Below are 14,533 nucleotides of genomic sequence, written 5' to 3' on the forward strand. Positions count from 1 at the left end.
GGAAGGCTTATAGGGGCGCATCACGATGCGCCCGTGGGCGGCCACATGGGGCCGCCCCTACGGATTTTGCCCCACCTGTCCGGTTTCGGTATCTGTCTCCGGTAGGACGGGGGCTTGCCCCCGCCGCACAAACCATCTCAACACAAAGGAGGGCGGTACCATGCCCCCGAAAATTTTAGTCATCACCGGCCCCACAGCCTCGGGCAAGACCGCCCTGGCGGTGGAGCTGGCCCTGCGCCACAACGGCGAGGTGGTGTCCGCCGACTCCATGCAGATCTACCGCCGCATGGACATCGGCACCGCCAAACCCACCCGGGAAGAGATGCGGGGGGTCCCCCACCACATGCTGGACGTGGCCGACCCGGAGGAGGATTTCTCCGTGGCCCGGTATGTGAACATGGCCTCCCGCTGCGTGGACGACGTCCTGTCCCGGGGCAAGCTGCCCATCCTGGCCGGAGGGACCGGGCTGTATGTGGACTCGCTGCTGTCCGGCCGCACCTTCGCCGCCTTCTCCCCGGACAGCCCCCTGCGGGGGGAGCTGGAGGAGCGGATGCGGCGGGAGGGGGGCGAGGCTATGCTGGCCGAGCTGGCAAAGGTGGACCCGCACACCGCCGCCCGCCTCCACCCCAACGACGCCAAGCGGATCGTCCGGGCGCTGGAGATCTGGCTCACCACCGGCAAGACCATGACCCAGCACAACGCCGAGACCCTGGCCATCCCGCCCCGGTACGACGCCCTCACGCTGACTCTGGCCTTTGAGCGCCGGGAGGATATGTGGGCCCGGATCGACCGGCGGGTGGACGTGATGATGGACCTGGGCTTGGTGGACGAGGTCCGGTCTCTGCTGGACTCCGGGGTGCCGGAGCGGTGTACCGCCATGCAGGCCATCGGCTACAAGGAGATGGCCGCCGCCCTCCGGGGAGACGGGGACGTGGCTGCCGCCGCCCAGGAGATCAAGCTCCGCTCCCGCCAGTACGCCAAGCGGCAGCTCACCTGGTTCCGCCGGAACCAGGCGGCCAAATGGCTGTTCTGGGGAGAGGACCCGGATTTTGAGAAAGCACGCCGAACTTCGACAGAATATATGGAAGAATTTGGTATAGTATAGAAGCACTCAAGCCCTGTGGGTCCTGCCGACGGCGAGGCTCCGGGCTGTATAGAAAAAGGAGTGCTACTTATGTCGAAAACCAACAATCTTCAGGAAATTTTTCTTACCCAGCTGCGCCGGGAGCGCCGCCCCGTCACCGTGTTTCTGATGAACGGGTTCCAGATGCGGGGATACGTCACCGGATTTGACGCCTTTTCCGTGGTGCTGACCAGCGACGGAAAGCAGATGTTCGTCTATAAGCACGCCATCTCCACCATTACCCCGGAGCGGCCCGTGCCCTTTACCGAACCGGCGGAGAACTAGGCCGGCGGGTCACGGCGCCCCCGGTCCGCCACCCAAACGGCCCCCGCGGCGCGGCCGCGGTTTGGGGAGTAGGCGCGGCGGGACGGAGCCGAGCGGGTTTTGTGCCGACGAAAGAAAGAGAGAACTGCCATGAAGCAAGGAAAATCCCTCATCACTTTTGTGATGGTGGCTATCGCCGCCGCGCTGTGCGTCTATTTTGGATTTTATGTCTTCCGCACCTTCGACGACCCCTTTTCCACCACCCTGACCTACCAGTACACGGTCAACGACAGCGTGGAGGCAGACGGCATACTGGTCCGGCAGGAGCAGGTGCTCACCGCCGACGGCGGCATTGTGGAGGTGACCCGGGGCGAGGGCGAAAAGGTGGGAGTGGGCCAGTCCGTGGCGCTGGTCTACCGGGACGCCCAGGCCCAGGCCGACCAGGCGGAGCTGGACGCCCTGGCCCTGGAGATCGAGCTGCTGGAATACGCCATTGCCGACAGCGGCAGCGTGGAATCCGCCGCCCGGCTGGACGAGGACATCCTCCAGTCGGTGGTGGACCTGCGTGCCTCCGCGGCTCTGGGGGATTACAACGACCTGGAGGAGCAGGTGCGGACCATCAAAAGCAGCGTGCTCAAGCGGGGGTATACCTACGGCGACGGGGTGACCTCCGCCGACCTGTCCGCCCGGCTCCAGGAGCTGAAAAGCAGCTATGCCGCCCTGAACCAGAAGAATTCCGCCGCAACCACCCGGGTGAGGGCCGGCAAGGCCGGGACCTTTTCCAACCTGGTGGACGGCTATGAGGCCAGCCTGACTCCGGAGACCGTCTTTCAGCTGACGCCTGACTCCCTCCGGCAGCTGATGTCCGGCGCCCCCGCCTCCGGCGGCGGTGTCGGCAAGCTCATCACCTCCGACCGGTGGTACTTTGCCGCCGCCTTCCCCGCCAACGCGGCCCAGCGATTGAAGAAGGGGGGCGCCGCCACCCTGCGCTTCACCGGAGACTTCAACCAGGATGTGGACATGCTGGTGGAGCAGGTGGGCGAGGTGGAGGGCGGGCAGACGGTGGTGGTATTCTCCTCCGACCGCTATCTGGCCCGCACCACCCTGCTGCGCCGTCAGACGGCGGAGCTGATCTTTGACAGCTGGTCCGGCCTGCGGGTGCCCAAGGGGGCGGTCCGCATGATCAAGTACACCTACGAGGACGAGGAGACCAAGCAGACAGTGGAGGCCAGCCGCCTGGGCGTCTATGTGCTCATCGGCGGCAGGGTCGAGTTCAAAACGGTGGAAGTGGTCACCGAGGGCAGCGACTACTATGTGGTCAAGGCCGGCAGCTCCGGCAGCGACGCCCTCCGGGCAGGGGACGAGGTCATCACCCGGGGCACCGGGTTCTATGACGGACAGTTACTTGAATTCTGAGCCGGTCCGGGAGAACCCGTGCGGCTGAGACGGAACAAAACCACATTGTCAGACAGAGAGAAGGGTTTATTGTGGATTTGATGCAGCATATCCAGACGGTCCGGACCAGGATCGAGACCGCCGCGCTGGCGGCGGGGCGCGCGCCGGAGGAGATCACCCTCTGCGCCGCCACCAAGGTGCAGACCGACGACACTATCCGGGCGGCCATCGCCGCCGGGATCCGGGTCTGCGGAGAAAACCGGGTCCAGGAGCTCACCGCCCATCTGGCGGCGGACGCCTATGCCGGGGCCCGGGTCCACTTTATCGGCCACCTCCAGACCAACAAGGTCAAGCAGGTGGTGGGCAAGGTGGATCTGATCCAGTCGGTGGACTCCCAGCGGCTGCTCCGCGCCATCGACGCCCAGGCGGACAAGCTGGGCGTGCGGCAGGACATCCTGCTGGAGGTGAATATTGCCGGCGAGGAGAGCAAGGGGGGCTGCCCGGTGGAGGAGCTGCCCGCGCTGGCGGAGCTGGCCGGAGCGCTGGAGCATGTGCGCCTCAGGGGCTTGATGGCGATCCCGCCCATCTCCGGCGGGCCGGGGGCCAACCGGCCATATTTTGCCGCCATGCGTCAGCTTTTTGTTGACACGCGGGGAAAAATGTCGGATAATCAGAATGATATGGATTGCCTGTCCATGGGGATGAGCGGAGACTTTGAGGACGCCATCCGGGAGGGAGCCACCCTGGTCCGGGTGGGCACCGCCTTGTTCGGTCCCCGGCCTCCCATGGGGGCGGCCCGCTGAGCCGGCCAGGGCGCATACATGATATACCTGCGAAAGAAAAGAGGAAGTTGCCATGGGAATCTTTGATGAATTCAAGAGACTGGCCCACCCTTATGAAGATGAGGAAGAGGACGATTTTGAGGACGATTTCGACGTGTCCCCCCGCCCGGTGGAGCGCCGGGAGCGGGCTGACCGCGCCGACCGCACCGACCGGATCAGCCGGTCCGAGGGCGGCTATGTCGCCGGAGACGAGGAGCGCCGCAGCAACAAGGTGGTGAACATCCGGGCGGCCACCCAGCTCCAGGTGGTGCTGGTGAAGCCGGAGAAGTTCGAGGACGCCTCCGCCATCGCCGACCATCTGCGGGAAAAGCGGACCGTGGTGCTGAATCTGGAGTCCACCAACAAGGAGATCGCCCGCCGTCTGCTGGACTTCCTGTCCGGCGTGGCCTATGCCAACGAGGGCAAGATCAAGAAGGTGGCCATCTCCACCTACATCATCACGCCTTATAACGTGGATATTCTGGGCGATTTGATCGACGAACTGGAGAACAACGGGCTGTACTTCTGAGATGGCCAACGGGGCCCCATCGCAGATGGGGCGGCGCGGTAAGCGCCGTAAATTCGGAGGGCCGCAGGCCCAGAGAATTTCCGCAGGGCGAATTCATTTCGCCCGAGGATTTTAAATCAAAGGGGTCCCCGCACGATGCGGAGCATCGGGTGGGGCGGCCATCTCCACCTACATCATCACGCCCTATAACGTGGATATTCTGGGCGACCTGATCGACGAACTGGAGAACAACGGGCTGTACTTCTAAAAAGCCACTGCAATCAGAGAACAGAATAAAGGCGGCCAAAGGCCGCCCAAACCACAGCCCAGCGTCAGCGGGCGCGGTTTGGAGAGAAAACGCAAGGACGCGGATGCGGAATGGAGAAGCGTCGTTCCAAAAGAAGCGGACTTTGCGGCGACGATGAATCGGAGGGATTTCTATGCTCACTCCTCAGGAAGTTTCCGAGCGCGCCTTTCAGAAGGCGTCCTTCGGCGGCTATAACATGGTTCAGGTGGACGAGTTCCTGGATGTGCTCACCGGGGACTACTCCACCCTGTACAGCGAGAACGCGGTGCTGAAAAGCAAGATGAAGGTGCTGGTGGACAAGGTGGAGGAGTACCGCTCCACCGAGGAGGCCATGCGCAAGGCCCTGATGACCGCCCAGCGGATGGCCGACGATCTGGTCAAGGAGGCGGAGCAGAAGAAGGCGGAGATCCTCAGCCAGGCCGAGGGCGAGGCCCTGCGCCGCAAGGAGGAGCTGGAGCGGGAGCTGGTCTCCGAGGAGTACCGCCTCAGTCAGGCCCAGCAGGCCACCGCCGCCTTTGTGGAGAAGGTTCGGACCCTCCTAGCGGGCCAGGAGGAGTTCTTGTCCAAGCTGGGGGAGCTGTGCCCCGCTGAGGCTGTCCAGAGCGCCGACCCGGTGGAGGAAGCCGCCGAGGAGATCGACGACAACGTCCAGCGGCTGCTGGCCCAGGCCATGGCCGACGCCACCGCGGAAAATCTGCGGACCAAGCAGGCGGAGCAGCCCCAGGAGGATCTGGCGGACACCGCCGAATTCCCCCCTGTCTCCGGCGCGGACTTCCGGGAAGAGGATGACCCGGAGGACGGCGAGGATGAGGAGGAGCGGCCCGTGCGGAGCAGCCGCATCGACTTCGGCGAACTGCAATTCGGACGGGATTACGAGATCAAATAAGGATAAGATGAAACAAGCGGCCGCCCGGTGGGCGGCCGCTTTGTTATGTGAGGGTGGATCAGGCTCTGGGATATGGGTCTGAGATATTAGTCAGACCGATGATATAGTCCACACTTGTATGAAAGAAACATGCCAAATCTTTGAGGACAGGGATGGGAATGTTCAAATGGCCCAGTTCGTAGTCGGAATAAGTGGTCTGGTGAATGTTCAGGAAATCGGCCATGTCCTTTTGGGACAGATCGCGGTCTTCCCGTAAAGCGCGAAGATGTTCCAACATAGTGCTCACCTCAAAATCTTATGAGATGTTTTGTCTGGGTATTTTTGGAGCAGGGATAAATTGTAATGTGCCCGTTTATGTCCGGGGATACGGCTCGCGAATATCAGTTAGGCCCAGTAGATAGTCCACACTGGTGCGATGGAACACAGCCAGTTGAATCAGCACGGCGGAAGGAATATCCCGCTGGCCCAGCTCATAATTGCTGTACGCCTGCTGGGAACAATGGAGATAGGACGCCACCTGAGCTTGGGAGAGGTCGGAATCCTCACGAAGATCTTTGATGCGCTGATACATGGAAATCACCTCGTGAAAAGTATAATTTACCCCAAAATGTTGTATTTACATTTACAACAAAATGCAGTAATATTGCTGTGAGGTGACCCACATGAACCAGGGATTCAAGAAAAAAGTCAGCGTGTCCATGCCGCCGGAGCTGTATGAACAGCTGAAAATTTTGGCAAAAGAGAATTGCTATACCCTTCCGGGATATATTCGGCAAATTTTAAAGGTCCATATCCGTGAACAGGCGGACAAATAAAGAAGCGCCCGGACGGGCGCTTCTTTATTATCACGACCAGGGCGCCAATTCCACCCGGACGAAGTAGCCCTGGGGATGGCGGCAGACGGGGCACTGGGCGGGGGCGGTGGTGGAGGTGACCACCCAGCCGCAGTGCAGACAGGTCCACTGAACCTCCACCTTCGAGCAGAACAGCTGCTCCTGTTCCAGCAGGTCGGCAAACCGCCCGAACCGGTCCCCGTGGGTCTGTTCCACCCGGGCGATGTTCTCGAAGAGCTTGCCCACCAGAGGGAAGCCCTCGGACATAGCTACCTGGGAAAAATGCTTGTAATCGTGCTCCCACTCCTGGTACTCGTTGTGCTGGGCGGCTCTCAAATAGTCCAGCAGGTCCGAGTAAATGTCCACCGGGTAGGTGCCGTCCACCCGGATGGTCTGGCCACCCAGGTCATGGAGCTGGCGGTAGAACTGCTTGGCGTGGGACTTCTCCTGGTCGGCGGTAAAGAGAAAGATCCCCTGGATGACGGCCAGACCGGCCTTGTGGGCGATGCCGGCGGCAATGGTGTAGCGGTTCCGGGCCTGGCTCTCCCCGGCGAAGGCCCGCATCAGATTTTCCCTGGTCTGGCTGTGGAGAAAGGCTTCGGTGTTGTCGGACATGAAACGACCTCCTTGGTACAGAATATGGATACAAGGCCAGTATGCCCGCCGGAGAAGGGCTTCATCCGGCGCCCGATTTCTTTTCCCGCTTTTTTTGGCCTTTTCCTTGCCTTTTCCCAGTGCAGGCATTATAATAGGGACAACCTGGGGTGTCTTGTCACCCCCTTTTTTTAAAGGAGGCTTCCTCTGCCATGAAGGCCAAAACAAACCTGACCATGCTGTGCGACTTTTATGAGCTGACCATGGCCAACGGCTATTTCCAGACCGGCCTGAAGGACCGGATCTGCTATTTTGACGTGTTCTACCGCTCGGTGCCCGACAAGGGCGGCTTCGCTCTGGCCGCCGGCCTGGCCCAGGTGGTGGAGTATATCCAGGAGCTCCACTTTGACCGGGAGGACCTGGACTATCTGCGCTCCAAGGGCTGCTTCAGCGAGGAATTTTTGAAGTTCCTGGAGGGCTTTAAGTTCACCGGCGACATCTGGGCCGTCCCCGAGGGCACCCCCGTCTTCCCCGGCGAGCCCCTGCTCACCGTCCGGGCCCCCGCCATCCAGGCCCAGTTCGTGGAGACCTTTATCCTGCTGACGCTGAACCACCAGAGCCTGATCGCCACCAAGTCCAACCGCATCGTCCGGGCCGCTGAGGGCCGGCCCGTGGCGGAGTTCGGCTCCCGCCGGGCCCAGGGCGCCGACGGCGCCCTGCTGGGCGCCCGGGCCAGCTATATCGCCGGCTGCGCCGCCACCGCCTGTACCATGGCCGACCAGCGGTTCGGCTCCCCCGCTACCGGGACCATGGCCCACTCCTGGGTCCAGATGTTCCCCGACGAGTACACCGCTTTCAAGACCTACTGCGAGCTGTATCCCACCAACGCCACCCTGCTGGTGGACACCTACAATGTGCTGAAGTCCGGCGTGCCCAACGCCATCCGGGCGTTTAAGGAAGTGCTCCTGCCCCGGGGCATCACCAAGTGCGGCATCCGGCTGGACTCCGGTGATTTGACCTACCTGTCCCAGAAGGCCCGCCAGATGCTGGACGAGGCGGGCCTGACCGAGTGCAAGATCTTCGCCTCCAACGCCCTGGACGAGTATATCATACGGGACCTGGTGCGCCAGGGGGCCCGCATCGACTCCTTCGGCGTGGGCGAGCGGCTCATCACCTCCCGGTCCGAGCCCGTGTTCGGCGGCGTGTACAAGCTGGCCGCCATCGAGGACGACCAGGGCAACATCGTCCCCAAGATCAAGATCAGCGAGAACCCCGCCAAGATCACCACCCCCCACTTCAAGAAGGTGTACCGCATCTTCTCCAAGGACACAGGCAAGGCTGAGGCTGACCTGATCTGCCTCCACGACGAGGATATCGACTTTACCCAGCCCCTGGAGCTCTTCGACCCCGACGCCACCTGGAAGCGGAAGGTGTTCACCGACGTGGAGGCCAAGGAGCTGCTGGTGCCCATCTTCCAGGGCGGCGAGCTGGTGTATGAGGTGCCCGACCTCCAGACCAGCCGGGCCTACTGCCAGCGGCAGGTGGACGCCCTGTGGGACGAGGTCAAGCGCTTCGAGAATCCCCACAACTACTATGTGGACCTGTCCCAGAAGCTGTGGGACATCAAGCAGTCCCTGCTGAACAGCCACGAGATGTAAAAAAGAATGTACGCCCCGTCCGGCCTCCGGACGGGGCGTTTTTTGCTTGAGGCAGGGCTGCGGGCGGCTACATAGGGCCGCCCCTACATTACCGCAGGCAGACCGTGAGGCGCTTCGGCGGTAGGGCGGGGGCTTGCCCCCGCCGCCTAAAAAAGAAGCCCGCCCTGTCCAAAGGGACAGAGCGGGTTTTCAAAGCGGATCAAATCACTGGATGACGCACAGGGCCAGAGTGAGGACCACCCAGAGGATGGCGACCCACTTGGTCGCCTTGGCCAGCTTGGCGTCCACGGTCTTGGCCTTGTTCTTGGACAGGAAGGTGTCGGCGGCGCCGGAGATGGCGCCGGACAGGCCGGCGCTCTTGCCGGACTGAAGCATTACGATCGCCACCAGGGCCAGAGACAGCAGTACCTGGATCACAGTAAGCACCATATTCATATGAGTCATCGTTCCTTTCAAAGCCCTGCGGGCGAAATGTCATATCTTCGCCCGTCAGACCGGACGCACAGTAAAAGATACCATAAAACTTGTCCAAATGCAAGCTTTTTGCGGAAAATTTCCGACAGATCCGGGAGAAAGACCGGAAAGACACCGGAGATTGTGGCCCCCTCCCCCACCAGACACAAGATGGGCGGGGTCAATCCTGCTGGGGCCGCTGGTAGAAGGTGACGCCCCGGCGGCAGGTCATCTCCAGCCGGCCCGCGTCCACCAGGTACTCGATGAAGAACCGGACGTTCCGCTCAAAGCGGAGGGCCCGGTGGGGCTTGCGGGTAAAGAGCTGGTACAGTTCGCAGGTGGCCTGGCCGATCTGGCTGGCCGTCATGGGCCGGGTGACCAGGGAGAGGATCTCCTCCGCCCGCCGGTGGACCAGCTCCCGGTTCTCATCGATCAGCTCCTCGGCCTCCAGAGGGCCGCATACCCCCCGGTGGGCCATGATATAGGCGTGGCAGCCCAGGTCCCGCAGCTTCTCCCGGCTGGCCTCGGCCATGGCCTGGGACAGGTTGTAGGGCAGCTTGGAGCCCATATACTCCTGGCTGAGCAGGGCGTCGGCGGCATAGCACACCTTGTCCGGGGTGACGGTGCAGATGTGGCCGGAGGAGTGGCCCGGAGTGTGGATGATCCGGAACTCTGCCCCGGCGAAGGAGAAGGGGCCGTCCGTGGGGGGGATGATGACGTCGGGGGTGTGGACCATGCAGGAGGACTCCCGCTCCACGATGCCGGGGGGCAGGGTGAGAAAGTAGCACTTCAGGTTGAGCAGACCGCTGCACATCCCGGCCTCCGGGGCGGTGAGGGCCACGGGGATATGGTACTTTTCCTGAAAATAGCCGTTGTTGGCGCAGTGGTCCACATGGGCGTGGGAGCATAAAATGCCCGCCGGGGTGAGGCCGGCGGACAGCAGGGCCTCCTCCAGCTCCTCCCGCTCAGACAGCAGCCCGGAGTCCAGCAGAATGCACCGGCGGCTGTCCAGCTTGTAGAAGGGGATCAGCTCCAGCCCTTCGGCCACCCAGGTGTTGTCTTTGACTTGTGTCAGCTTCATAGGGCGCCTCCCAAGTGAGAAAATGAAAAATTTTAGTTTATGGATGTATTATGGGGCGTCGGGGACGCCGCCCCCTACGTACGGTTTACAATATGGCTTCGTAGGGGGCGGCCTCTGGACGCCCCGCCCGTAGGGCGGCCCCTTGGGGCCGCCGCCAAAATGGCAGCCGTCGGACGGCGAGGACAAGCCCCCGCCCTACATGAAACGATAAACTAAAATTTACCCCTGCTCCTGCTGTTTTAAATAGACCATCAGCACCGCGATGTCCGCCGGGGACACGCCGGACACCCGGCTGGCCTGGCCCAGGTTCCGGGGCCGGATCTCGTCCAGCTTCTGCCGGGCCTCCAGGCGGATGCCGTGGAGGGACAGGTAGTCCAGACCGGCGGGCAGGGCCCGCTCCTCCAGCCGCTTCATCTCCTCCACCTGCCGCAGCTGGCGGCCGATGTAGCCGGCGTATTTCAGGGTGATCTCCGCCTCCCGCACCACCTCCGGGGGCAGGTCGGGACGGCCGGGGTCGAAGGGGGCCAGCTCGGCGTAAGTCAGCCGGGGCCGGCGGATCAGATCGGCCAGCCGGGCGCCGTCCTTGACCGGGGGCTCCCCCTTCTCCGCCAATAGCCTGTCCAGCTCCGGCGTGGGGGCGGTGCCCGCGTGCTCCAGACGCTTCACTTCCCGGTCCACCGCCTGGTACTTTTCCAGCACCCGGTCATATTGTGCCCGGGAAATAAGACCCAACTCGTAGCCGATGGAGGTCAGACGCTGGTCGGCGTTGTCCTGGCGGTGGAGCAGGCGGTACTCGGTGCGGGAGGTCATCATCCGGTAGGGCTCGTTGGTGCCCTTGGTTACCAGATCGTCAATGAGCACCCCGATGTACCCCTGGTCCCGGCGCAGGACCAGAGGGGGCTTCCCCAGAATTTTTAAAGCCGCGTTGACCCCGGCCACAAAGCCCTGGACCGCGGCCTCCTCATAGCCCGAGGAGCCGTTGAACTGGCCCGCCCCGTAGAGACCGGAGATCTTTTTCGTCTCCAAAGTGGCCTCCAGCTCGGTGGGGTCCACACAGTCGTACTCAATGGCGTAGGCGCACCGGGTCATCTCAGCCTGCTCCAGGCCGGGAATGGTGTGGAGCATCTCGATCTGCACCTCCTCCGGGAGGGAGGAGGAGAAGCCCTGGATGTACAGCTCTTCGGTGTTCAGCCCCATGGGCTCGATGAACAGCTGGTGCCGCTCCTTGTCGGGGAAGCGGACGATCTTGGTCTCGATGGAGGGGCAGTACCGGGGCCCCACCCCTTCGATGGTGCCGTCGTACAGGGGGGAGCGGTCCAGATTGGCCCGGATGATCTCGTGAGTCCGGGCGTTGGTGTAGGTCAGCCAGCATACCGCCCGGTTTTCCGGAGGGACCTGGGTCTGGAAGGAGAAGCGCAGGCCGTCCTCGTCCCCGGGCTGAAGCTCCATTTTGCTGAAGTCCACGCTCCGGGCGTTGACCCGGGGGGGCGTCCCCGTTTTAAACCGGCGGATGGACAGCCCCAGGTCCACCAGACAGCGGGTCAACGGCAGAGCGGCGGCCAGCCCGTCGGGGCCCGAGTCCCGGACCACCTCGCCCACGATGGTGCGCCCCCCCAGGTAGGTGCCGGTGGCTACCACGGCGGCCTTGACGGCGTAGCGGGCGCCGGTGTGGGTGACCACCCCGGAGACCGCCCCGTTTTCCGTCAAGATTTCCACCACCTCCGCCTGCTTGACCCACAGGTTTTCCTGCTTTTCCAGGGTGTGCTTCATCACCTGCTGGTAGGCCCGGCGGTCGGCCTGGGCCCGGAGGGACCAGACGGCGGGGCCCTTGCCCCGGTTCAGCAGGCGGTACTGGATACAGGCCTTGTCGGCGGCCCTGCCCATCTCGCCCCCCAGAGCGTCCAGCTCCCGGACCAGGTGTCCCTTGCCCGTGCCGCCGATGGCGGGATTGCAGGGCATGTTGCCCACCGCGTCCAGATTGACGGTGAAGCACAGGGTTTTAAGCCCCATCCGGGCGGCGGCCAGAGCGGCCTCAATGCCCGCATGGCCCGCGCCGATGACGGCGATATCGAATTGTCCTGCGTCGTAAGTTCTCATGGTCCTCCGTCCTCTGCATCAAAAGACATTTATCGCCCGGTATTTTATCACGATTTCCCACCGGGTACAAGTCCCGGCTCCTCCGGTCCGGTGTGGAAAGAACGCCGCCCCTCCCCCGGCGAAACCGCTTTGTTGGGTTTTCCGGGACTCCGTTTTTCCATTTGGCGCGGAAACGCGGCTTACCGTGTCCGTCCCCACCCCACGAAAATGGAAGAATGCCCGAAAAAACGGGGGAGAAACCCTCCGGGTTGTGGATTTTGTCTTGATGGAGCCCTGTCAGTTATGGTATACTAGATAAGTTGATACTGCCCCAGTATACCCTTTCAGGGGATGCTGGGCCGACTTGGGGGAGGTGGACGTCCGTGAAATACAAACATTGGAAGGTGGCGCCCCCCTGCCCGGAGGCGCGGGCCGCGCTGGAGGAGGCGGGCGTGCCCCCCCTGCTGGCGGCGGTGCTGTCCGCCCGGGGAGTCCGGACCTGGGACCAGGCCGGGCGGCTGCTGTCCCCGGAAGAGGAACCTCTGCTGGACCCCATGGGTCTGAAGGACATGGACCGGGCGGCGGCCCGGGTCCGGCTGGCGCTGGAGCGGGAGGAGAAGATCGCCGTCTACGGCGACTACGATGTGGACGGCATTACTTCCACCTGCCTGCTGACGGAATGTCTCGGCCGTATGGGGGGCCGTGTGATCCCCTATATCCCCGGCCGGCTGGAGGAGGGCTACGGCCTGAACCGGGAGGCGGTGGCCGCCCTGGCGGAGCAGGGAGTCACCCTGATCGTCACAGTGGACTGCGGCATCACCGCCGTGGATGAGGTGCGCTATGCCGCGTCCCTGGGTGTGGATGTGGTGGTCACCGACCACCACGCCTGTAAGGAGGAACTGCCGCCCGCCGCGGCGGTGGTGGACCCCCACCGCCCTGACTGCCCCTACCCCTTCAAAGGGCTGGCCGGCGTGGGCGTGGCGCTGAAGCTGGCCATGGCGGTGGCGGGACGGGCGCAGGCCCCCGCCGTGCTGCGGGAATACCGGGATCTGGCCGCCGTTGGCACGGTGGCCGACGTGATGCCCATGACGGGAGAGAACCGGGCCATCGTCAGTGAGGGACTGAGGGATCTGAACCCGCCCCGGCGGCTGGGTCTGGCCAAGCTGGTCGCCTGTGCCGGCCTGGGAGACAAGCCGGTGACCTCGGTCTCGGTGGGCTATACCCTGGCCCCCCGGATCAACGCCTCGGGCCGTATGGGCCGGGCGGAGGTGGCGGTGGAGCTGCTGCTGACCCGGGACCCGGAGCGGGCGGAGCTGCTGGCCCAGGAGCTGTGCGCCCTGAACCGGGAGCGGCAGGCGGTGGAGAGCGACATTTTTCATCAGTGTGTCCACCGGCTGACCCTGGCCCCCCAGACCGGGGCCATCGTGCTGGCGGACGAGGGGTGGCACCAGGGCGTGGTGGGCATTGTGGCCTCCCGCCTGACGGAAAAATACGGCTGTCCCGCCTTTATGATCTGTCTGGACCACGGGATGGGCAAGGGCTCCTGCCGGTCCTGGGGCGGCGTGAACCTGTTTGAGCTGCTGCGGGAGTGCGCACCCCTGCTGGAAAACTTCGGGGGCCACGCCATGGCCGCCGGCTTCACCGTCCGGGAGGAAAATATCCCCGCCCTGGCCCAGGCCCTGCGGCAGGCGGTGGCCCGGCGCAGCCAGGGGGAGGACCTGCCCTCGGTGCTGGAGGCCGACGCGGTGGTCTCCCCCGCCGAGCTGACGGTGGAGGCGGTGGAGTCCCTGAGCCTGCTGGAGCCCTGCGGCACCGGCAACCCCCGTCCCGTTCTGGTGGTCCGGGGGGCCCAGGTCCAGTCCATGGCCCAGGTGGGCCGGGGCCGGCACCTGAAGCTGCGGCTGGAGTCCCGGGGCGCGTCCCTGGACGCCATCTACTTCTCCGCCGACGGCGGGGAGCTGGGTCTGACCCCCGGCTGCCGGGTGGACGCGGCCTTCTACCCCCAGATCAATGAGTTCCGGGGGCTGCGGACCGTCCAGATCCAGATCATCGACCTGGCTCCGGCCCCCTCCCGGGCCCAAATGGAGCGGTCCATCTATGAACGGTTCCGCCGGGGCGAGGCCCTGACGGCGGAGGAGGCCCGGTTCCTCCTGCCCAGCCGGGCGGAGTTCGTGGGCCTGTGGCGGTGGCTGGAGCGGCAGTCCGCCGCCGGCACCGTGGTGGAGGACACCCTGTCCCGCATCGCCCGGGGCGCGTCCCGCAAGGGCGGCCAGCGGGAGGTGCCCGCCCGGACTCTGCTGTGTCTGGAGGTGCTGGAGGAGCGGGGACTCATCGACCTGAACCGCCGCCCCGACCGCATCCAGATCGTGATCCACCGGCTGGAGCATAAGGTGGATCTGGAGGCCTCCGAGCTGCTCAGGCGGCTGCGGGAGAGCCTGCAGGAAGAATAAGAGATAAAAGATAGGAGATAGGCCAGGCCTGTTTCCCCTTCCGCGCCAAGATCTCTTATCTTTTGTCTCCTATCTCTGATCCCA

Annotated in this window: 15 protein-coding genes and 1 pseudogene; 10 read left to right on the forward strand and 6 right to left on the reverse strand. The window is 63.9% G+C overall.

Annotation, left to right across the window (positions count from 1 at the left end):
• The first annotated feature begins 160 nt into the window (after positions 1 to 160).
• From miaA to I6E39_RS04950, 7 genes and pseudogenes are all read left to right on the forward strand, one after another.
• Positions 161 to 1,105, forward strand: coding sequence for a tRNA (adenosine(37)-N6)-dimethylallyltransferase MiaA (gene miaA, locus I6E39_RS04920; protein ID WP_235380500.1), 945 nt, complete (start codon positions 161 to 163; stop codon positions 1,103 to 1,105).
• Positions 1,106 to 1,174: 69 nt separating this feature from the next.
• Entirely contained in the window at positions 1,175 to 1,408 is a 234-nt protein-coding gene (gene hfq / locus I6E39_RS04925; RefSeq protein WP_235380501.1) for an RNA chaperone Hfq, read from the forward strand.
• 129 nt (positions 1,409 to 1,537) lie between these two features.
• Positions 1,538 to 2,803: a biotin/lipoyl attachment domain-containing protein gene (locus I6E39_RS04930; protein WP_235380502.1), complete on the forward strand. Its 1,266-nt coding sequence runs from the start codon at positions 1,538 to 1,540 to the stop codon at positions 2,801 to 2,803.
• 80 nt (positions 2,804 to 2,883) lie between these two features.
• Positions 2,884 to 3,585 (forward strand): YggS family pyridoxal phosphate-dependent enzyme, encoded by a 702-nt coding sequence (locus tag I6E39_RS04935; RefSeq protein ID WP_235380542.1) that lies wholly within the window; start codon positions 2,884 to 2,886, stop codon positions 3,583 to 3,585.
• 52 nt (positions 3,586 to 3,637) lie between these two features.
• Positions 3,638 to 4,132 carry a cell division protein SepF gene (locus I6E39_RS04940; protein ID WP_235380503.1) on the forward strand — a complete coding sequence of 165 codons (495 nt, stop codon included), beginning with the start codon at positions 3,638 to 3,640 and terminating at the stop codon, positions 4,130 to 4,132.
• A 157-nt stretch (positions 4,133 to 4,289) separates the two neighbouring features.
• Positions 4,290 to 4,379, forward strand: a pseudogene (locus I6E39_RS04945) (cell division protein SepF); the annotation flags it as partial.
• A gap of 172 nt (positions 4,380 to 4,551) precedes the next feature.
• On the forward strand, positions 4,552 to 5,304 hold the full coding sequence (locus tag I6E39_RS04950) for a DivIVA domain-containing protein (protein WP_235380504.1): 753 nt from the start codon (positions 4,552 to 4,554) through the stop codon (positions 5,302 to 5,304).
• A gap of 58 nt (positions 5,305 to 5,362) precedes the next feature.
• On the opposite strand, the gene I6E39_RS04955 is transcribed toward I6E39_RS04950, so the two are convergent.
• Together I6E39_RS04955 and I6E39_RS04960 are read right to left on the reverse strand one after the other, a co-directional pair.
• Positions 5,363 to 5,581, reverse strand: a complete 219-nt coding sequence (locus I6E39_RS04955) for a helix-turn-helix domain-containing protein (RefSeq protein WP_235380505.1) — start codon at positions 5,579 to 5,581, stop codon at positions 5,363 to 5,365.
• Positions 5,582 to 5,656: 75 nt separating this feature from the next.
• Positions 5,657 to 5,875, reverse strand: a complete 219-nt coding sequence (locus tag I6E39_RS04960) for a helix-turn-helix domain-containing protein (RefSeq protein ID WP_235380506.1) — start codon at positions 5,873 to 5,875, stop codon at positions 5,657 to 5,659.
• A 91-nt stretch (positions 5,876 to 5,966) separates the two neighbouring features.
• Here I6E39_RS04960 and I6E39_RS04965 point away from each other — a divergent pair, with 91 nt between their 5' ends.
• Positions 5,967 to 6,119, forward strand: a complete 153-nt coding sequence (locus I6E39_RS04965; RefSeq protein WP_235380507.1) for a ribbon-helix-helix domain-containing protein — start codon at positions 5,967 to 5,969, stop codon at positions 6,117 to 6,119.
• A gap of 30 nt (positions 6,120 to 6,149) precedes the next feature.
• On the opposite strand, the gene rbr is transcribed toward I6E39_RS04965, so the two are convergent.
• On the reverse strand, positions 6,150 to 6,752 hold the full coding sequence (rbr, locus tag I6E39_RS04970; RefSeq protein WP_235380508.1) for a rubrerythrin: 603 nt from the start codon (positions 6,750 to 6,752) through the stop codon (positions 6,150 to 6,152).
• A gap of 191 nt (positions 6,753 to 6,943) precedes the next feature.
• On the opposite strand from rbr, the gene I6E39_RS04975 reads away from it, so the two are divergent.
• Positions 6,944 to 8,389: a nicotinate phosphoribosyltransferase gene (locus I6E39_RS04975; RefSeq protein ID WP_235380509.1), complete on the forward strand. Its 1,446-nt coding sequence runs from the start codon at positions 6,944 to 6,946 to the stop codon at positions 8,387 to 8,389.
• A gap of 204 nt (positions 8,390 to 8,593) precedes the next feature.
• Here I6E39_RS04975 and secG read toward each other — a convergent pair whose 3' ends face one another.
• From secG to mnmG, 3 genes are all read right to left on the reverse strand, one after another.
• A complete protein-coding gene (gene secG / locus I6E39_RS04980) occupies positions 8,594 to 8,824 on the reverse strand; it encodes a preprotein translocase subunit SecG (RefSeq protein ID WP_235380510.1) in 231 nt (76 codons plus the stop codon).
• Positions 8,825 to 9,023: 199 nt separating this feature from the next.
• Positions 9,024 to 9,923: an MBL fold metallo-hydrolase gene (locus I6E39_RS04985; protein WP_235380511.1), complete on the reverse strand. Its 900-nt coding sequence runs from the start codon at positions 9,921 to 9,923 to the stop codon at positions 9,024 to 9,026.
• A 219-nt stretch (positions 9,924 to 10,142) separates the two neighbouring features.
• On the reverse strand, positions 10,143 to 12,020 hold the full coding sequence (gene mnmG / locus I6E39_RS04990; protein WP_235380512.1) for a tRNA uridine-5-carboxymethylaminomethyl(34) synthesis enzyme MnmG: 1,878 nt from the start codon (positions 12,018 to 12,020) through the stop codon (positions 10,143 to 10,145).
• Positions 12,021 to 12,382: 362 nt separating this feature from the next.
• Between mnmG and recJ the strand changes: the two genes are divergently transcribed.
• Positions 12,383 to 14,449, forward strand: a complete 2,067-nt coding sequence (gene recJ, locus I6E39_RS04995) for a single-stranded-DNA-specific exonuclease RecJ (protein WP_235380513.1) — start codon at positions 12,383 to 12,385, stop codon at positions 14,447 to 14,449.
• Positions 14,450 to 14,533: the final 84 nt, after the last annotated feature.

Source organism: Pseudoflavonifractor phocaeensis (genome assembly GCF_021531375.1).
In the GTDB taxonomy this organism is placed as follows: Bacteria; Bacillota; Clostridia; order Oscillospirales; family Oscillospiraceae; genus Lawsonibacter; species Lawsonibacter phocaeensis_B.